Raw genomic sequence first — 19,739 nt, 5'->3', positions numbered from 1 at the left:
GCTATGGCCCCAAGGAGTGGGTGGGTAGGCGCGTGCCTGATGGGTGCGATACTGTTTGTCGGCGCGACGACCATGGTTCGGGCCGGGGGGGCGGATCGGCAACTGGAACAGGGTGTGGGAGAGGGTACGCTTGAATTCAACCCTCACTTTCTGTCTCTGGAAGGTGGACAATCCGCCGTAAGTCTCCAGTCCCTGGCCCGTGATCGGAAACTACCCGCCGGTGAATACCAGGTTGACGTGCTGGTGAATGGCCACCCCGTGGGGCGCATGCCCGTTACTTTCAACCAGTCGGAGGAAGCCTCCGGGCTGACTCCATGTCTCTCGGCGCGGAGCGCTGAGTGGCTTGGGATTAATTCTGCTTACTTGTTGGTTCGGGGGGTGGCGCCGGAATACAGTGGTTGTGACCTTCTTTATTTTATGGAGCAGGCCGAGGCCCATTTTCGACCGGACCGATTGGTACTTGAGCTCAGCATTCCTCAGGCGGCTCTGCAGCGTCGTGCCGCTGATTACATTGATTCGGATGAGTGGGACCAGGGTATTACCGCGTTACGCCTGGATTATACCGTCAATCATGCCTGGAATGAGGAAGCTGATGGAGGGCGCTACCGCGACGAATACGGAGACTTCCGCCTTGGAGTCGATTGGCGGGGTTGGCATATACGCAGCAGCCATGTGTATCAGCGCGACGACCGTGAACGGGGGAGGTGGGCGGATCGGGAGATGTACGCCTATCGGGCCTTGCCTGGAGTTCGCGGAGAGCTGACGCTGGGCGAGAGTTTTACTCGGAGCCGTATCAACGAAAGCCTCCCGTATACTGGTATTCAGCTGCGCTCCGATACCGCCATGCTGCCAGTTTCCCAGCAGGGCTTTTCTCCGGTGATTCGTGGTATTGCACGGGGTAATGCCAGGGTCGTGGTACGTCAGAACGGATTCGTTATTTATAGCACCTATGTTCCGCCTGGTGCCTTCTCCATTGATGATCTACCTTCCTTGAGCAATGGTGACCTAGACGTTGAGATCCAGGAACAGGATGGTGAGATACGCCGATTCAGTCAGCCTTACAGTCTGGTTCCCAATCTGGTTCGGGAAGGGTTCTGGGAATACAGCCTGGTGGCGGGTCGCTATCGCAGTGATCATGGCGATGAACCTGGTTTTGTGCAAACAGAGTTGAGTCACGGTTTGCCGGGAAATGTAACCGCCTATGGCTCACTGACGATCAGCGAGAATTATTATAATGGCCTGGCTGGTGTGGGGTTGAACCTGGGTAGGGTTGGGAGTGTCTCCGCCGATATTACCCACGCGCGGACACGCACATGGAACGAGGATATCTGGCATGGTCAAAGTTACCGTCTGCTGTACGCGAAGGGGTTGCGACGGGGAACCAATTTACAGTTATTAGGTTACCGCTACTCCTCGGAGCGTTTTCGCACTTTCAATGAAGCCGTTCTTATGCAGGACCAAAGCGTCGTTTTAGTACCGGGTCGCAAGCAGAGAATGGAAGCCACAATATCTCAGAATCTGGGACGCTATGGATCGGCTTATGTTTCCGCCAGCCAGGAAAGCTATTGGCATAACAATAATCGCCAGAGTCTCTTTTCTTTAGGCTATAACGGGCATGTCGGGCCTCTGAGCTTTGGGTTGACCGTCACCGATAGCCGCTATCAGGGCGCGGAGCGCGAACGACTGTATATGTTGTCCTTGAGCTTGCCACTTGATACTCCGGTCAGTCGTGGCTATGTCGACTACCGGCTGACTGTCGATGAAGACGGCAATGCGGACCATGGAATCGGTACTAGTGGGATGCTGAGCGAACATCCTGAATGGTCCTATGGTATCCGGGCCGGGCACCAGGAGGAGCAGAGGAGAAACAATGGTAATGCACAGCTGGCCTATGCCGGCGATCGTATCGGATTATCCGTCGGAGCCGCTTTCGATGGTGACAGCCGCAGGCAATACCTACAGGCACAGGGCTCGGCGGTTCTGCATCAAGCCGGGTTAGCCTTTGGGCGGGGAGTTGGTGAGACTGCGTTGTTGGCCTATGTTCCGAAAGTCCAGGGTGCCAGTTTTGCCAGCGGCGCCGCCCCCGTGCGAACTGATTCCAACGGGTATGCGTTGCTACCCTATGCTCAGCCGTATCGACCGAATCGCCTACGGGTTGGCCTGGAATCCGTGGATTACGATGTGGAGGTGCCCGGTCGTTCTCAATCAGTGGTGCCAGAAAGAGGGGCAATCGCCAGAGTGGTTTTTCCGGCGCACCGAGTTAAGCGTTTCCTCGTTTCTCTGGAGTGGCCTGACGCGGAGACCTTGCCATTGGGAGCTGAGGTTCTGAACGAGCAGTCCGACGTTGTTGGCATGGTGGCCGAGCATAGTCGGGCGATGATCACCGTGAAATCAACTGATAAGGGCTGGTTTCGCGTACACCTGGACGATCGCGTTTGCCGATTCAGGATTGCTCTGGAGCGCTTGACGGCGGCGACGGAAACAGCAGTGGAAACAATATCGAAACAGTGCGAGCTGTGATGCCAGAGAGGAGAAACACTATGAGCGTGGTGGCGCGTAGCGGAATAATATCCGCTCTGATATGGATGCTCGTCTCATCCACTCATGCTGCCTTCGTACTGGGAAGTACCCGGATCGTTTTCGATGAAGATGACCGGGATGTCAGTCTGGCGGTGACCAATACTTCGTCGATAGCCTATGCCGGTCAGGTGTGGCTGGACCCTTTTCCCGTGGGTGAGAAAAACGATGGTGAACCCCCTTCGTACTTCGCGGTAACGCCACCTCTTTTCCGGCTGGAGAGTGGGAAAGAGCAATTACTTCGTTTCTTCCGTACGGAAGGTGTTTTGCCAAAGGATAAAGAAAGCGTGTTCTGGTTGAACGTTCAGGAAATCCCGCCTCAGGTGAAAGGAAAAAATGTTGTCCAGTTTGCTCAGAGAGTGCGGATCAAACTGTTCTACCGGCCCCGGAGTATGCTCGGCACCGATTCCAGGGAGGCGGCAAGAAAGCTCGGCGCTGCTTTTTCCGGGGGCAGGCTGGCCCTTTCCAACAACAGCCCGTTTTCCATCTCCTTTATTCAGATGGTAATTAAAAAAGGCGGGAAGGAATGGTCTCTTAAGGAGCCGGCCATGATACTGCCCAAACATATGGAAATGGTGTCATTGCCACCCGGGGTCACGCCTCCATTTAAGGTTTATTTTCGTTACATCAGTGATTATGGTGGCCACCACGATGGTCCTATCCTTGAGGTGAAAGGGTGAAAACCTTGCAATGGACCATGGGGCTCATGCTATACCTTCTGCTATTTCCGGAATTGGCGTCGGCAATCGGGTTTTGTAACGGCGGGCCTTATACGCAGACGGTCACCTTTCAGCGAGATGGTTTGTCCGTGCGTGTGCCTCAGGATGACGCAGGACAGCACGTACTGGTGATTCAGCAGGATTCCACCTATACCGGCTGCACCAGCCTCGGCCTGCTTCCCTCTGTATCCAGTACTATAAACAGCAGCTTTGGTAATGGTGGGAACAGTACTGCCCCGGCAGCGGCCGGTTTGCCAGCGGGATTCAGCGGAATAAGCGCTCGCCGCTTCCAGGTTAACGGAAACATTTACATTCAGAATTTTTTTGAGATTATAAGCAGTAGCAGTAGCGTTTATTGTGGTCTCACCGGCGGATTATGTGATCTCAGTCTGATCGGCTTGCAAATCGGCTCTTCGGTTACATTTCGCACTTACACAGTGCTGGTGGTCGACGGTATCAATAGCCTCATCGGTACCACGCAGTCAGTTTCCAGCTCCCTGGGGCGTCTGACCGTTACCCAAGGCCTTTTGGGGTCGATCTATGTGGACGTAAATGCAGGTCTGAACTATGTGTTCGACCGCGCCAGTTGTGACCTTGTGGATGTCTCTCAGGTGATCAATCTGCCGACAGTGGGTAGCACGGATATCACTACGGGTGGTTTCGCGGGAAGTACGGATTTCGATATTCGTTTGAACAACTGTGTCGTACCCCGGTCGTTGTCCATCAGCACCAGCACCTTCGCCGGCTCATTGATTCGAATGACTTTCCTTCCCTCCTCGGGGCAGTTGGCTTCGGGCAGCGGCACGGATTTGCTGCCCGCTGATGCCGGACAGCCTGGTGTGGCCGGTGGTGTGGCGTTCCAGATTCGCCAGCGTGCCAGCAACGCTCCAGTAGTGTTGGATGGCGCAACTGAAATCACGGCGCCGTTTGGTGGCCGTGATCCGGCCGATACCACCGAAATCTTTCAGTTCAAGGTGGGACTGGTGCCGGTGGCTGGGGAAACCGTGGTCCCCGGCCTGTTGAGTGGTGCGGTGACATTCGAAGTGGAATACCGATAGTAGGGAGAGGCATTGTTACAATCCGCACGGCCAAGCCGGCCGCGATTATCACGACTATAGGAAAGGCGAGTTTGCGAGAAAATGGCGGAAATACAAGCCGCCGCCAATCACTGTCATGATCGCTGGCAAGAATGTTGGCTCCGCACCCAGTAAAGCATGGAAGAAACTTCGTGGTGGCGCCCCTGCGACTGTCGGGGTCAGTGAAAAGGTCGATAACGCTCAAAGAAGTGCGTAACGGTAAAAGCCAATGCGCTCAGGGCCGCCAGAAAGAGGACGACGGAGATAATACCCAGCACGGTGCCGACCAGCGTAGCCGTGCGGCCTTCCGGGTTCATGCGACCTTCATGCATGGCGCGCAGATCTTGTACACCGAGAACCCAGGCCATGATGCCTAGAGGTTGGATCGCAAGTAGTGAAACCAGGCCGAGGGCGAGTACCGGGGAGCCGTGGTGATGGGTGGACTGTTGAGCCTCTTCCTCGGTTGAACCTGGAGAACGATGTCGGCATCCGGAAAAAGCCGCGCCGATCAAAAGGAGCAATAGGGAAAGGGTCAGCACGCCCAGGACGCTGCCGCTGATCAAGGCGAGATCTGGCAACGGGCCTCCTGTCGGCAGCCAAAGGCTGACGATGAAGCCGTAAACCACCGGCAAGAGCACCAGAATGCTGGCGATGAACATGAGTAGCGCGGCTTTGCGATCGCGCGACAACAGCAGCGCCGCGAAACTGATACCGACACCAAACTGAACCAGGGTCCGCAAGCCGGGTGGCACGGAGAGCATGGTTGAGCTCGAAACACCGAGAATAAAACAACCCGCCGTGAGCAGAGCCAGAATAAAGACGGTGCAGACGATGATACCGAGGATCATGCCAACCAGGGTGCTGTCCTTTCCTGTTGTTGCCATACGGCCTTCGCGCATGGCACGCAGATCCCGGGCGCCAAGGATCCAGGCAAGCAATCCGACCGGTGGCAGCAGAAAGGAAATCAGGCCAAGCGTCGCAATCAGAGCGCCCCGATGAGCGGGCACCCGGGATGTCCGGTCAGTGTCCAAAGTAACGGTTGCTGGAGGAGGGCCGTGCCGGACGAAGATGGCGGACATCAGCAACAGAACGGTAGAGACGCCGAGTATGCTGTGGATGCTGTTGTTGATAAAAACGCCGGTGATTGATGGGAGTCTGAAAAACGACAGCGCTGGCGCAAGAGCGCCATAGCCCATATCCAGGAGCATCAGAACGCTTGCGATCAGAACCAGAAGGGCGGGCACGCGATAATGCCGCATGTGCTTTGCGCTCAGCGAGACCCCGACCAGGAAAGGGATCAGCAGTTGCAGAATATTAAAAGCGGTGAGGATCGACAGATCTGAATCGGATGACATGGAGTTCCTTCTCCTGAAAACAATAAAATCCAGGTTTCAGTGCAATATTGGCGGGCGCCGTAGCGGCGCCCGCGTCAAATGTGGCCCGCTTAATAGCTCCAATTAGTATTCGCCAAAGCGGCGATAAAGAACCCCACGGCGATCAAGGTAAGCACGAACAAGATAATGGCGATGATACCCAGGATCATGCCCGCCATGGTGGTGCCACGGCCCTCCGGATCCATACGGCCTTCGCGCATGGCACGCAGATCCTGCACGCCGATCACCCAGGGGGCGATGCCCAATGGTTGGAACACCAGCAAAGAGATCAGACCGAGCGTCAGCACAAGGGCGCCGCGATGATTTGGCGCCTGAGCCAGTTGCGGGGGCTCGTGGGAAAGTCCCGCGCCGGCATCCTGGTGGGTATTGCCGTCGGTCGCGGCCGGGTTCTTCTCACGACCCACAAAAGCGGCGGAGATCAACAGAAGGGTGGCGGACAGCGTGAGGAGAGCATATACGCCGCCATTGATGGCGCCGTACACCTCCCAGGACAGGGCATCGCCTACCAGAGGTATGATGAAAATCTGGGAAACAACGTTGTATCCTCCTTCCAGGAACAGCAAGACACTGGCGATGATCACCAGAGTCGAGGCTTTGCGCGCCCGCTGCATGTGGATGGCACCAAGAATGACGCCAACGACCGAGGGGATCAGCAAGGGAAGTGCATACATCAGGGAGATCAGCGCTTGGCCTGGATCGAACATGGGAGCTCCTTCTCATTGAGGCGGACAATGAGCGCGATGATCGCATAGGAATGTGGAAGGGCGCCAATCGCGCTGCCGTCGCTTTCCCATGAACTTGCCACGGAGCCGCTGTGGGAAGCGAGCTCGCTCGCGAATAGTTAAAGGCCTGAGCAAACTTCATTCGCTTGCAAGCAAGCGTCCCACAGCGGCTCCGTAGCCTCTACCGCAAGAAGGGTGACACCACGTGTCCTTACCAGTGTACGGAGATCCCCAACTGGCCGAGATGCTCGTCCCCTTGATCATCCACCCGGCCCTGATAATCCAGCGACAATTCGACACGCGGACTCAGTCGTACGGCGGCGCCCAGGCGCGCCTGCAAGCGCGGATCGTTCCGGTCCGCGCCGTACACCGTGAAGGTGTCGCCGGCGTCGACGAATCGGGAGTCTTGTTCGCTCTGGGTGTCGCCAAACGGCTGGACCAGGGCCAGGCCGCCGTGGAGCCGGGTGGGATGGCGGTCTGACCAGAAGGTCCGCCCCAGATCCACGCCCAATTCCGCTTCGCCCAACTGCAGCGTGGTTCTCTCCACCTCCAGACTGGCCGCTCCGGCCCCCTCCTCCTGGAAGCCGCTCCGCTCCAGGCGAGTCATCGCCACCTGGGCGTAAGGTCGTAGGTCGGCGCGCCCGGCACTCAGATTCAGGCCACTCTCCAGTGCTACTCGTATGGCCTTGATGGTGCTGGAAGATCGCGCCTGGGTGCCGTTCTCGAAGGTGCGCTTGTGGTCCTGATCGGTTTCGCCGTAACTCAGATCCGCGCGCACATAGAGGGTGTCGGTGAGGTCGCGACGGCCGTAGGCGCCCACGAACCAACCGTCCAGATCGCCCTCGGCCCGGCGCCGGTCGAAATCCAGGCGTCCTTGAGCCTGGCTCACGGCGAACCCGACACGGCTTTTTTCCAGGGTCCGATCCAGCCCCAGGGTCAGGTGCTCGCCGGTCATTTCGTAGCCGGCATTACCGGTGTAGCCGTTGCGCTTTTCCTCGCTGTCCAGCGCGCCGGCCTGCAACCAGACGCCGTTGGCCTTGTCACCGGTCAGGGTACGCTGCTCCCTGGACGCGGTTTCGCCTTGATCCCGTTGCCGCAGCCGATCACCGAACTGGCCGATCAGCCGGTCCGTGGCGCTCAGCCCGGCCACCAGGGCGTCGCCGCTGTAGCGATCGAAGGCGGCCGGGGCCGCGTCGGTCGCCTGGGTGACGATGTCCTGATACACCGCATGATCTGGCGCCAGAGTCTCTACCGCGCTGGCCACCGAGCGCTGGTTGCGGGTCAACGCGACACTGTCGAACGTGACGTCATTGCGGGTCAGTTCCAGCCGAACGTCATTGTTCCCGTAGTTCAGACCGGCATCAAGAAAAGCGAAGCGGGATCGGACCGCCTCGAACTGGCCGAGGATCCCCCCATCGGCGCTTAAAATCGTATATTCGGTGAACGGCTGGTAGTCGCCGTCGTTACCCACGTGCAGCACGGAACCGGACAGACTGGCGGTGCCGGTGACGTGGGTCAGATCGCTGTCGGTGTTGTCGGGATCGGTTTCCACCTCGTAGACGGCGCCGTTCTCGAAAGTAAGATCGCCGTCCACGGTGAGGGTGCCGATACTGTTGCCCGGCGCCAGGGTGCCACCCGAGGCGATGGTGGTGTCACCGACGATACCGTCGCCGCCGAGCGTGCCGCCGTCACCGACCAGAACCGTACCACCCAGACGGCCACCGACGCTCAATCGGCCCGCGGCCACTTCAGTGGTGCCGCCGAAGCCGCCATGGCCACCGTTGAGCCGCAACTGGCCGTCGCCGGTTTTCCGCACCGTGCCGGTGCCGGACAATTGCCCCTGGTATTCACCGTCCTGCTGCTGATCGAAGGTGACGCCGCCATCGGCCAATACGACGAGGTCGCCGCTGAAGCGCCCGGCCGCCGTCACCAGTGCCCCGTCATGCACGGACCAGTCCAGGGTCGAGGCGCCGGTCAGTGTGAGGACGCCCCCGCCGTTCTTGATCAGGGTGCCGTCGGTACCGTCGAAGCCGCTGATATTGCCGGTGAAAGTGCCGTCGGTATCCTGTTCGAATACCACGTTGCCGGCGTTGGCCAGATCGCCGCGGATCGAGGTGGCGGTGCCAAACAGGCGGCCGGCCTCGACAAAGGTGTTGCCGTAATTGTTGTCACCACGCAAATGAAGAAGGCCCTCGCCGCGTTTGATCAGGTCGCCGGCGCCGGCCAGGTCTTGATTGACGAAGAATTGCTGTTGAGTGCCGACGATATCGAAACCGCCACCTTGGTCGCCCCAGGTGATCGAGCGCTGGGTGGAGAGGAACTGGCCGTCGGTCACCCGCAATACGCCGCCATTGAAGGTGAGCCCGCCGTCGGTGTTGCCCAGGTTGGCGTCGCTGGCCACCGACAACACCCCGCCGTTGAGAGTGGTGCCGCCGCTATAGGTGTTGTCGCCGCCCAGTACCAGGGTGCCGGCGCCGGTTTTGTTAACACCGTCGGTACCGGCGATAACACTGTTGAGGGTGGCGGTGTAATCCGTGCTGTCGCCACTGCCATCGCCGACACGGATTTCGCCGTCGCCGTCCGTCAGGGTCAACGTGTCGCCTTGCAGGACATAACCGTCACCGGCGAACTGCAGACCGGTGGCCTGGACGTCACCGTCGGTGTCATCCAGCGTGACGGTGCCGCCTTCGCCGTTGCCGATATTACCGAACAGAGCGAAGCCCGGTTGCGGTTGCATCGGTGCGACGACCCGGCCATCGACGTCGGTCCAACTGGCGGTGCCGTTGGACCAGACACCCTCGCCGCCATCCGCGTTGTCGCCGCTCCAGACGTTCAGGGTCATGCCGGCGGTGTTGAGCAGATTGATCTGGCCTTGATCGCCAAGGAACTGCAACTGAGCCCCTTCTGGCTCACCGGCCAGGGCAATACCGTCATGGCTTTGCGTCAAGGTGCCGCTGTAATCGAACAACCGATACAGGCCCACACCAAAACCGCCGTCGTCGATCAGATTGAGTGTTGAGCCGTTGAGGGTCAGATCACCGTTGACGGTGACGCTGTCGCTTTGCCCCAGGGTATGGAAGTCCCCGCCCGGGGCGCCGAACTCGAAATCCAGCAGCGAGCCTTGTGCCAGGGTGAGATCGCCGTCCACGGTGAGGTGGCCCAGGCTGTTGCCCGGGGCCAGTGTGCCGCCAGCCGCAACCGTGGTGTCGCCGATGTTGCCGTCGCCGCCCAGGGCGCCGCCATTATCAACGGTGACCGTGCCACCGAGGGTGCCGTTGACTTTAAGGGTACCGCCTTTGATTTGAGTGATGCCGGTGAACGCCGAGCTTTCACCGATCAGCATCGTGGTGCCGGCATAGTGATTGATGCGGTGAGCGCCGGAACCCGTGCTTGCGAGCGCGGCGGCAAACACATAATTGTCTTCGCTATGGTTGAAATTGAGCGTCGCGATCCCGTCGCCGAACTCGGCACGCGCGCTTTCCAGCGTGCCGGCACTCACGGCCTGTTCGGTGGCGGCCGCGCCGATATTCAACGTACCGGAGGACGCCGTTGAATCCGCCAAGCGCACGAAGTCCCAATCCGAGGATGTGACGCCTGTTTGCAACCGCCCGCCGCTGGAAAGCGTCAGGTGCCCATCCGCCCCATCGTAACCGCCGACGATCACCGCGCCGTCATTTACCCACGAACCGTCATTGCGGAGGGAAACCGCCCCGGCGGAGTCATAGTACCGAGCGATCTGCCCTGTCATCCAACTCGTGCCGACATGGGACGTTACGGTGGCGCCGTCATCGATCACCAGCGTGCCGTCGCCCGCGTAGCCCACCTCGATTTCGCCTTGCGTCTCCCAATGGCTTGTCGGGCCGGTGACGGTAACGTTGCCGATGGCGCCCGCGCCATAGCCGATCCGTGCGGCGCCGCTTTCAACGCGCCCGCCATTCTCGACCCGCAATTCCCCCTCGCCGGCCTGCCCGGAACCCCCTACATACAAGGTGCCCGTGTTGCGCCACAGGGACCCCTGGTCCTGGATAATGGCGATGGCCCGGGAGTCCGGGGAGCGGCCGAGGTAGCCGTTGCCGTTTTCCAGAAGGGCGCCGTCACTGAGGCGTAATTCGGCATCGCTGTTGATGTCGCCGATCAGCGCGTTGTTGCTGAAGGTGGCGCGGGTAGCCTCGCCGGTCAGTGCCAGCACGCCCCGGCCATTGACGCCACCCAGGTGCAGATAGCTGCCGGTGAGCCGCGCGCTGTCGCTCAGTAGCAGGGTGCCGCCATCCATTTGCTCACCCCAAGGGGTGCCCGTGCCCCGGCCGATATAGAGGCGGCCGATCTGTTGCTCGCCAGTGAGGGTAAGGGTGCCGGCCCCTTCCTTGATCATGCGGCCCTGGCCGGTGAGGGCGCCGTTATAGTCGGTGTCGTTCGTGTCCTCGAAGGTAACGGAGGCCCCGTCGCCGATGGCAATGTCGCCGGTGAATCGGCCGGCGGAAGTAATCAGACCGCCGCCGTCCACGGCCCAATCCAGGGAGGAAACCCCGTTGAGAGTCAGATCGCCGGCGCCGCGTTTGATCATGGTGCCGTCAGTCTCCCCCAGGCCAGTGACGTTGCCCGCGAAGGCGGCATCGCCGGTCTGCTCGAACACCACGGTGCCGGCATTGGCGATATCACCGCGAAGGGACCCGGTGTCGCCGATCAAGGTGCCGGTCTGCACGGTGGTGCCACCGGTATAGGTATTCGCGCCAGTAAGCCGCAGGGTGCCGGCGCCGGTCTTGGTGAGGCCCTCGCCGCCGGCAATTTCGCTGTCGATGGTGGTGGTCCAGTTTTCGCTGCCGGTGCCGCCGTCGCCGACGCGGATTTCGTTGCCATCGGTGAGGTGTAGCGCGGCGCCAGTGAGCCGATAACCATCGCCGGCGAACTGCAGGCCGGTGGCCCTTATGTCGCCATCGCCGTCATCCAGTGTCACCGTGCCCGCCTCGCCGCCGAAGACAGCGAAGCCCGGCTGCGGCTGCATGGCACCGGTGAAGCGGCCGCTGGCGTCCGACCACACCGCCGAGGTGGTGGACCAGGTGCCGCTGCCACCCCCCAATTGTCCCGGGCCTGCCTGGCCGTTGGCGTTCCAGAAGATCAGGGTCACACCGTCGGCATTGAGCAGGTTGATCTGGCTGGTCAGGTACTGTAGCGACAGTGCCGAGCCGCCCGGCGTGGTGCCGAACAGCAGGCCGCCGTTGCTCTGGGAAAGGCTGCCGCCGTAGTCGAACAGGCGGTAGAGGCCGGCGCCGAAGTCGCCGGTATCGGTGACATTGAGGGTGGTGCCGTTCAGGGCCAGGTTGCCGGCGATATCGAACAGCGCCATTGTGTCCGCTGCACCGAGTTGAACATTGACATGGGCGCCGCTGGAAAGGACGAGATTGCCCTCGAAGGCCAGAGTGTCGCCCTGCACGCCCAGAAGCGTACCGCCGGACGCGATGGTGGTGTCGCCCACCGTGCCGCTGCCGCCCAGCGTGGCGCCGTCTTCCACGGTGAGGGAGCCGCCCAGGGTGCCATCCACGCGTAGAGCGCCGCCAGTTACCGTGGTGGCGCCGGCAAAGCCGCCGCTGTCGCCGCCCAGGGTCAGAATGCCGTTGCCTGCTTTGGTCAGGCTGTTTCTGGTGGTTTCATCGGGAAAAGGGATGATAAGGTCGCCGAGCAGGGTGATGTCGTGGTCTCCGGCGATGGTCAAGGTATTTTCGATCGAGTTCTGGAATGAGATGTGATTGGCGAGCACGACCTGGGTATTGGCCCGCAGGGTGCCGGAGCCCATCAACGCCAAAGCCGCGTCCCCCAGCGCCCGGTCGTGGCCGAGCTCCAGAACGGCGCCTTGTTGAAGATTGGTATAACCGTGGTTGTTGTCGCCGTTGAGCACCAGCGTGCCACCTTGGACATAGAGCCCCTGGTTCAAACCGGTGACCTCCCCTTCCAACGTCAAAGTGCCGGGCCCGTCTTTTATAAATCGTCCCGCGCCACTGATCTCTCCGCCATAGGCGGTATCCCCGGACTGGCTGAGCCGGCCGACGGCACCTCCCAGTATCAATTGGCCGCCGGAGCCGGAAAGGGCACTCAGCGCCAGGTCGTGGCCGTTCAGGTCGAGGATGCCACCATTGAGGGTGTAGGCGCCGTTCTGGACGAAAGCGCCGGCGTTGCCGGCGCGCAGGGTGCCGCCTTGCAGACGGGTAGCACCAATATAGTCATTGCTGCCCGTTAACACGGTGATGCCGGCGTGGTGTTCGATGTCGCCAGTGCCGGTGATATCTGGCGTGAAGGTATAGGTGCCGCTGAGGTCAGTGTGGTTGAACACGATCAAGCCAGTGGCGTTGCGCTCACCATTGTCGCCGCGCCCCATTTCGATCAACGGGGTCTGCACGCGCCCCGGGGCAACGGCGCCCGCGCCCGCATCCGCGCCGATCACCAGGGTGCCGCGGGACGCCTGCTGGCTCGGCGGGGCGTCCCCGAGGACCAGATCGTCCCCGTGGGTGAAGTTGAGCAGGCCGCCGTCCGTGAGCCGGATCGTGCCGGTTGAGCCCCGGCCCACCCAGGCCTCGCCCCGGACGTTCCAGGCCGAACCTGTGCCGGAGATGATCAGCTCCGCCTGTCCGTCTCGCGTCTGGCCCACCAAGTGGTAGCTGCTGTCGCTGTCGAGGCTGCCACCGTCGAGGATGACCACGCGCCCGGAGCGGAAGTGGAACGAGTTGTCGTAGGCCTGCCCGCCGCTGATGACGATGTCCGCGTCGGACCGGCTGATCTCGACCCAGTCCGACGAGGTGGGGATCCCGGAGCACGTGCCGTCCCGGCTGGTCCACTTGTCCGCGTCGAACCAGCTTCCCGTGCCCCCCGTCCACTCGCAGTCCGCCTGCGCGGGCAATGCGTGCAATGTCAAAGCCAGCGCCAGTAGTGACGGCAGTAGCGTGAGGCGGAAGGGGAGTGTCAGTGTCCCTAGAGCGGTTGATAATGCAGCCAGGGCGGTGGCCCGGTGGCCGGAAGCTCTGCCCCGCCTCTTGGTGAATTCGGGCACCGCCTGCCAGGTCCCGGTGCGGCGGTTGAAGAGGGTGCGGTAAATGCGGTTCATGGTGTCTTCCCGTTGATCGTGTGACAAGGCGCGGGCGGAGCGGATTGCAGGCCGTGGTCAGGCGAATATTTCGAACCAGCGGATATCACCAGGCGGTGGAACCGGCCCCGCCACGGCATCGCTGTGACCGAAAATACGAGTGCCGTGCCAGACTCCGTTTTGCTGTGCCGCCAACCTTACCCGGGCCGAAAATTCAGCTGGTGTAAACGTCGAGATAACTTCCGTCCGTTTTTCTTCCGTCGCGCCTGAATCAGGCAGACCTTTGTTGAGCACGGTTTCCGTGCCGTGCGCTTCAAGAAAACTTCTAAACTCTTGCAGTAGCGAGGGAAAACTCTGGAACTCATTGAGCCCGATCCCGCTGCCTAAGTTTCCATGGCAGGTTGTAAATTCATATCGCCCTTCTTCGGATTTCTTGACCTTTAACCGTACATCCATAAGTCTGATGCCGCCTCTGAGCTGATCAGTGACGGAGAAGCGATGACAAGCATACGGATTGAATCGGGTACTTATCGCGGCGGTGTCGTGCGTGCCCGGCAGATTAATCTCGGATATGAGCGTGTCATCGCTGATATGAGAGAGCCAGTCACCCCGGTCCGTGAGTTCGTCTCCAATGTCAGAAATGGCATTGCGTATAAACAAGATCGATGATTTATTCATGGGCCTCAGCACGACACCATCCCCTTTTCCCCTAAAAGAAGCAGGTTATTTGGATATCCTGAATGAATTGACGTTGGCCGTGATCAGCTTAATCACCCCCTCCGCGACTTTTTGTCCAACTTCCTTGATGATCCAAACGAGTGCCGGAGGTATGGCTTGTGCGCCGATGTCTTCGATACTGGAGATCGAATCCTTCTTCGAGTCGTAGCCTGTGATACGAAAAACATCCCCGCCCGCCTGTAGGATGGCGCTGCCATTCTTATTGGTGATGGAAGTCGAGCCTATCCACCAGTTATTACGTCCCATGGTGCTGCCTTGCCCCAGGTAAACTTCGGACGTTTCGCCGGACTTCCAGTGAACCCTTAGGCCGAAACAAAAGTTCAGTTGGCTCGGTTCCTCATCCATTATCGAGAATGGAGAGAAAAGGTGGCTTCTGCCGCCGCTATCATTGCTGAACTTATCCGCTACCTCGCCTGTTTTATGACGACCGGATTGGAACAGGATCAAGAATTGCTCTCCCTTCGCAATTACCTTCGGTGGAGGCTCCATCGGCTGCCCCTCGGAGACGGCCCAGGTGTCGGGCAAGGCGGTAATTTTTTCAATTTCATTGCTGTGAATGTAGGCGTAGTTATCTCGAATCGTTGGCATGGCTATCCCCTTTGAAAGAACCCCATGGTCAAACTGATGTTTATGCGCTTTCGGGCACATTATTGGGGTAAACAGAGAGAGGGTGTTATGCGAGGCGTCTCAGGCGACTTTGCAAGATGTCTCAGGGGGCAGGATTATTGTACGCCCTGCGGAGGGAGATCCCGGGTCACACAACGGTGCTTGGAGCACCGTTTGGACGCCCCGCGGGGGCGTTCAGTGGTCTTAAGCGGTGGAACTCTCTACCCCCGGATGACCGGGTGTTTTTCAGAAGTTACCTGGAGCGCGGACCGCTCTTATTACTTGGCGTTTTGGGGTGGGTTTTTCTTGCACCATGGCACAAAAAAGGCCATGGTTTGAATCGTCATTCGGGGATATTGCGTTCCCGCATGTCGATTTCATGATTTGGTTTTCATAGCTTTCTTCATTTCTCCTTCCCGGCTTTGCCGGGCCTGGCCGGAGTAGCCCCACGGACGGAGCTTCCGGTTCGGGGTTTCCAACGCCTCTTCGCTTTCACTCTGGCGGTCAGCGATCGTCGGAGAGCGTCAGCGCCCCACCTTCGTTCAGAGTTTCGGCGATTTCTCCGGCGCTTTTGCCGTTAAAGCCGTCCTCCCCGGCGGACAGCCGCAGGCTGCTTGTGTCGATGACACTTTGCAAGGTGGGCGAAGTCAGCAACTGGCCATCCACGAACAGATGGATTGGCCGGCCGACACGGTCGCGAGTGAAATCCGCCAGGGCTTGCCGGCTTTCCGATTCAAGCACGATATCAATGACGTCGCCGCTGGTGTCGGGTGACGGGCTCTTCTTCGCGCTGTCCACATGCAGGGTTACCGTTTCCGCTTGTATCGCGGTGGACAGCAACAACACCGGAAAATATTTCAGAATACGCATGGCTTAGTCCTTCTCCTGGCCGAACAGCAAAGTGTCGACCCAGTCCGGTTGTACATTGGTAAGGGGAGTGTATTGCCCTGCCTCCACATGACCCACTCGTAAAAGCGGAACTTCCGCGCTGCTGTTGTCGATCAGATGGGCTTGATCGCAAAGCGGCAGGGCCAGGCGCACATGCCTGAAAGTGCGGGGCAAACGGGCGCGGATCTTGTCGGCCGGCACCTGGTGTCCACCTTCCTCGGTGCGCTGATGAACACGGGCCTGGTTGAGTTGCGGATCACCCAGGTGAATGAAAACCAGGATCACCTGATAATCTCCGGCTTTCGCGTCGGCGATAAAGTCGATTTTGGAAGGGTGCGAAAACACCGTCTCGTAGCAAAAACTTTGCCCCTGACGAATCAGTATATCGCGCAGTTGCCGGGCCAGGGCGGCGGCCTGATAGCTATGCGCTTCCGGGGCCTGGGGAAAGCGTTGGCGGGCGATCACATCCGCATTGACGAATGGCAGTCCGGTGCTCCGCAGGGCTTCCCGATAAAAGGTGCTTTTGCCGGCACCGTTGCCGCCCACCAGAATCCACAACTGTTTTTCCGGCGGGGGTTGCGAGGCCATGATTCAGTTCTCGTTGGTGAAAGTATCGGCAACAAAAGTACCGTCAACGAACCGCCCCACGCGAATTTCGCCGGAGGCGCTGATCTGCTCCAGACGGCCGGGATGCCGGCGCGAGGCCTGGTAGCGCACGGCACAGGAGGAGACCCGTTGGTTCAGGGTGCCGGCAGCACGGCGGGCCTCCAGGTTGTCGAATACCGTCTCGGTTGTGACCGGATTGGCCACTGTCCGCTCCACCCGCAGAGTGGCAATGCCCGCCGTGATCTCCAGGAGGTCCTGTGGACTGAGCTGTTGCGCCACGGCGCGGCCCAGATCGGCCCATTGCTCGATCTGCTCGGCGGCGCTGCGATGCAGCAGCTCTCCATAGATTTTGGCGGCATCCATCAATTCCGATTGCAGCCGGACCGGCGAGGCGGATTTACCCATGAGTGTCTCCCAATCATCGCTTTTGATTGTTTGTAGCATTTTGCTACAAGGCTCGCAATGGCGAATATCGTCGGCTTTGTAGAGGGGTTTGTGGGAAGCTGCCTTGGCAGCGAATTGATGTATAGGCGCACAGGCTCTAAGGGCGCCCGTGAATTGTGGACGGGATAACGGCTCAGCTTTCCGACTCGACTTGGGCACTTTGCCTGGTGGCTTGCGTGAGCATCCGGATCAAACTGCCGGCGCTGCCAAGTACGATGACCAAACCGGGCAGCCCGGCCAGGTTGGCGAGCATCTTGATGCCGTCCACCCCCAGATAGGTGGCGCTGCTCCAACCCACGGCGCCGATGATGGCCGCCCAGAGCAGTTTGATGGTGAAGGGCGAGGTCATGGCTTCCGCCGTCACTGCCCGGGTGCACAGGCCACTGATGGCATCGGTGTTGGAGTCGGCGGCGGTGATGAAGGAGATCAGACAGGCGAAGATAAAAAACAGGCCGAGGACAAAACTGCCGGGCAGATAACTGAACAACTGATAGGAAATGGCCGCCAGTCCCTGGTCCTTATAGGTCTGGTACAAAGCGCCATGGTCGTGGATGTCGAAATACAGCGCGGAGGCGCCAAAGGCGGAGAACCAGAGGATGCCGAACGCCGAAGGCAGCACCAGATTGACGAGAATGAACTGACGCACCGTATAGCCCCGGGCGATTTTGCCGAGGAACAGGCAGGACAGAGGCGCCCAGGCGAACCAACTGGCGAAGAACGCGGTGGTCCACCAGGCGGACCATTGGCTGGATGCGGGCTCCCGGGTCATCAGATGGCGTGGAAAAAAATCGCCCAGATAGGCGGTCAGGGCGTCACCACTTACCCGGAGAATAAAGCCGCCCGGCCCCACCAGTAGCAGATAGAGCATCAGGGCGATGAACAGCACGGCATTGACGCGGGCAAGCAATTGGATGCCACCGCGAAGGCCGGTGGCCGCCGATAATAACGCCACGGAGATAATGAACGACGCGGCCAGCGCGTAGACCGTGCCGCTCTTGGGGATGTCCAACAGTACCCGCAGGCCGTCACCGATCAGCAGCAGGCCGCCGCTCAATACCGCGGACATGCCGACTACCACGGAAAACAAAACCAATCCGTCCACCAGCTCTCCGAAGCGGCCCTGAAACCGGTCGCCGATCAATGGGCGCAGCAAGGCGTCGATGGAAAAATCGTAGCCGCGATTGTGAAAACCGAGCGCGAAGGTCAGTGCCGCTACGGTGTAAATGGCGTAAGGGGCCAGCGTCCAGTGCACGAACACGGAGGACATGGCAAACCGCAAGGCGTCGTCGCTACCGGGATGGGAGCCGGAAAAAGCCGGCGGTTCATGAAAATGCACCACCGGTTCCGCCACCGCCCAGAACAGAATGCCCATGGCGATGACCGTGGTCAGGGATACCGAAAACCAGCGAAACGGCGAATAGATCGGCTCGGCCGCGGCACCGCCGATGCGTACTTTGCCAAGAGGCGAGATGAAGGTCGCCAGGCACAGTAGCAACAGGCCCAGAGCCGAGTAGAGAAAAAGGGGCGACAAAGTATGGATCAGTATGGTGTTGATCTGGGTGGTGATGTGGATGAAGCGCTGCTGGTCAATGGCGATCAGGATCAGCGCGGCCAGCATGGCGGTCAGGGCGGGCCAGAAGGCGATGGGTTTGAGCTGCCGGATCACCGGGATTGATGCCGCTGACGAAGATCGCGGGGCCGCACGCCAAAGCGTTGACGGAACAGACGGCTGAAACTGGCACTGTCCAGAAAGCCGCAACGGGCGGCGATATCGGCGATGCTCCACTGATCCGGCGCGCGTGCCAGCAAGCGGTGCACCCGGCGCAGCCGTGCCTCGCGCAGATAGCCGGCCACGGTAAGATCATGTTCGGCGAAGGCCCGGTAAAGCGTCGCTCGGGAGCAGCCCAACTGGCGCGCCAGTTGCTCCGTGTCCAGATTCGGGTCGGCCAGATGACGGTGGATGAACTGGCGGGCTGCGAACAACAACGAGGGAGGATTTTGTTCCGGTGCCCCGCCGATGGCATTGAGCGCACTGAAGGTCAACTCGATGATGTGGTCGAGAACCAGTGCCTGCTGTGAGCGGTTCAGCTTGGCGCCGTGCTTGGCCATGAGTTGTAGTTGATCGCGCAGGAACGGAAACAAAGGATGGTGTTGTAACGCTGGAATCAGTTTGCTGGGTGCGGGCAGATCGCTCCCCAGGGCCTGGCGCACTGCCTGCCGGTCCAGGGAAAGGTGTAAGCCGCTATGGGCGTTCCAGGCGACCTGGGACGGGCGGGCGGAATCATAGGCGAAAAGCTCCCCCGGGCCGGCCCGAAGCGGGCGATCTCCGGTTTGTTGATGATGGCGCTCGCCGGCCAGAACCAGCCCCAAGTCCAGCCGCTCCTCATCATCGGCCAGGCAATGGCGGCGTGCTCGATAACCGGACACCGGGTCCGATGTATACCAATACAGATTACCGCGCGGCGCGATCAGCGCGGCGCTCCGGGCCAGGAATCCGCGTCGCTGGGTGTTGTCGGGAACATCGGCCTCGAAACCGTAGAAAACGGTTTCCCGCCAGTAGTCGTAGGCATCCCGGGGACGCAGGGCATCGGTGGAGAGCGTCAGGAAGACACAGTCCCGGGGCTGGCCATAGCGCGGCGACCAGCGCCCATGCTCCGGTGTCCATTCCCAAATGTCCGGTGTCCAGTCCCACTGTGCCGCTGAGTGCCGCTTATCCAAAACCCGCCCCGCTGCATGGCCTTATTCTGATCTTTGCTCATGTTATGCCGTGGAGAGGCTTGAAAATCAACAGAGAGAGCGACCAGACCGTGCCATGCAGCCGCCGTGGGAAGCTTGCTTGCAAGCGAATAGTCCAAACCACCTGGGCGAATCCCATTCGCTTGCAAGCAAGCTTCCCA

The 19,739-nt window shown here is 60.1% G+C and carries 13 protein-coding genes; 3 read left to right on the top strand and 10 right to left on the bottom strand.

The window, feature by feature from the left end:
* The first annotated feature begins 39 nt into the window (after positions 1 to 39).
* Genes A6D6_RS00065 through A6D6_RS00055 form a run of 3 tightly spaced genes read left to right on the top strand, consistent with a single transcriptional unit; the run spans position 40 to position 4,354 of the window.
* On the top strand, positions 40 to 2,520 hold the full coding sequence (locus A6D6_RS00065; RefSeq protein ID WP_159659598.1) for a fimbria/pilus outer membrane usher protein: 2,481 nt from the start codon (positions 40 to 42) through the stop codon (positions 2,518 to 2,520).
* A 20-nt stretch (positions 2,521 to 2,540) separates the two neighbouring features.
* A complete protein-coding gene (locus A6D6_RS00060; protein WP_159659597.1) occupies positions 2,541 to 3,257 on the top strand; it encodes a fimbrial biogenesis chaperone in 717 nt (238 codons plus the stop codon).
* Positions 3,254 to 4,354 carry a fimbrial protein gene (locus A6D6_RS00055; RefSeq protein WP_097058302.1) on the top strand — a complete coding sequence of 367 codons (1,101 nt, stop codon included), beginning with the start codon at positions 3,254 to 3,256 and terminating at the stop codon, positions 4,352 to 4,354. Before A6D6_RS00060 ends, A6D6_RS00055 begins: the two co-directional genes overlap by 4 nt.
* Before the next feature lie 197 nt (positions 4,355 to 4,551).
* Here A6D6_RS00055 and A6D6_RS00050 read toward each other — a convergent pair whose 3' ends face one another.
* The 10 genes from A6D6_RS00050 to A6D6_RS00005 all read right to left on the bottom strand — a co-directional run bounded on the left by A6D6_RS00050 (position 4,552) and on the right by A6D6_RS00005 (position 19,560).
* Positions 4,552 to 5,727 carry a hypothetical protein gene (locus A6D6_RS00050; protein ID WP_159659596.1) on the bottom strand — a complete coding sequence of 392 codons (1,176 nt, stop codon included), beginning with the start codon at positions 5,725 to 5,727 and terminating at the stop codon, positions 4,552 to 4,554.
* 89 nt (positions 5,728 to 5,816) lie between these two features.
* Complete coding sequence (locus tag A6D6_RS00045; RefSeq protein ID WP_159659595.1) at positions 5,817 to 6,470, bottom strand: hypothetical protein; 654 nt, start codon at positions 6,468 to 6,470, stop codon at positions 5,817 to 5,819.
* A gap of 229 nt (positions 6,471 to 6,699) precedes the next feature.
* Positions 6,700 to 13,581, bottom strand: coding sequence for an autotransporter domain-containing protein (locus A6D6_RS00040; RefSeq protein ID WP_159659594.1), 6,882 nt, complete (start codon positions 13,579 to 13,581; stop codon positions 6,700 to 6,702).
* A 57-nt stretch (positions 13,582 to 13,638) separates the two neighbouring features.
* Positions 13,639 to 14,238 carry a PI-PLC domain-containing protein gene (locus tag A6D6_RS00035; protein ID WP_159659593.1) on the bottom strand — a complete coding sequence of 200 codons (600 nt, stop codon included), beginning with the start codon at positions 14,236 to 14,238 and terminating at the stop codon, positions 13,639 to 13,641.
* A 45-nt stretch (positions 14,239 to 14,283) separates the two neighbouring features.
* Entirely contained in the window at positions 14,284 to 14,886 is a 603-nt protein-coding gene (locus A6D6_RS00030) for a hypothetical protein (RefSeq protein ID WP_159659592.1), read from the bottom strand.
* A 522-nt stretch (positions 14,887 to 15,408) separates the two neighbouring features.
* A complete protein-coding gene (locus A6D6_RS00025) occupies positions 15,409 to 15,774 on the bottom strand; it encodes a SecDF P1 head subdomain-containing protein (RefSeq protein WP_159659591.1) in 366 nt (121 codons plus the stop codon).
* A gap of 3 nt (positions 15,775 to 15,777) precedes the next feature.
* Positions 15,778 to 16,380, bottom strand: coding sequence for an ATPase (locus A6D6_RS00020; protein WP_159659590.1), 603 nt, complete (start codon positions 16,378 to 16,380; stop codon positions 15,778 to 15,780).
* A gap of 3 nt (positions 16,381 to 16,383) precedes the next feature.
* Positions 16,384 to 16,803 (bottom strand): TA system antitoxin ParD family protein, encoded by a 420-nt coding sequence (locus tag A6D6_RS00015; protein ID WP_159659589.1) that lies wholly within the window; start codon positions 16,801 to 16,803, stop codon positions 16,384 to 16,386.
* 172 nt (positions 16,804 to 16,975) lie between these two features.
* Positions 16,976 to 18,508 (bottom strand): BCCT family transporter, encoded by a 1,533-nt coding sequence (locus A6D6_RS00010; protein WP_159659588.1) that lies wholly within the window; start codon positions 18,506 to 18,508, stop codon positions 16,976 to 16,978.
* Entirely contained in the window at positions 18,505 to 19,560 is a 1,056-nt protein-coding gene (locus tag A6D6_RS00005; protein WP_159659587.1) for a helix-turn-helix domain-containing protein, read from the bottom strand. The genes A6D6_RS00010 and A6D6_RS00005 overlap by 4 nt, the downstream gene beginning before the upstream one ends.
* Between the last annotated feature and the right edge of the window lie 179 nt (positions 19,561 to 19,739).

Origin of the sequence: Alcanivorax xiamenensis (genome assembly GCF_009846745.1) — a bacterium.
Taxonomy (GTDB): Bacteria; Pseudomonadota; Gammaproteobacteria; order Pseudomonadales; family Alcanivoracaceae; genus Alloalcanivorax; species Alloalcanivorax xiamenensis.
The sequence above is the reverse complement of the archived record's forward strand: the minus strand, read 5'-3'. Positions and strand labels throughout refer to the sequence as shown.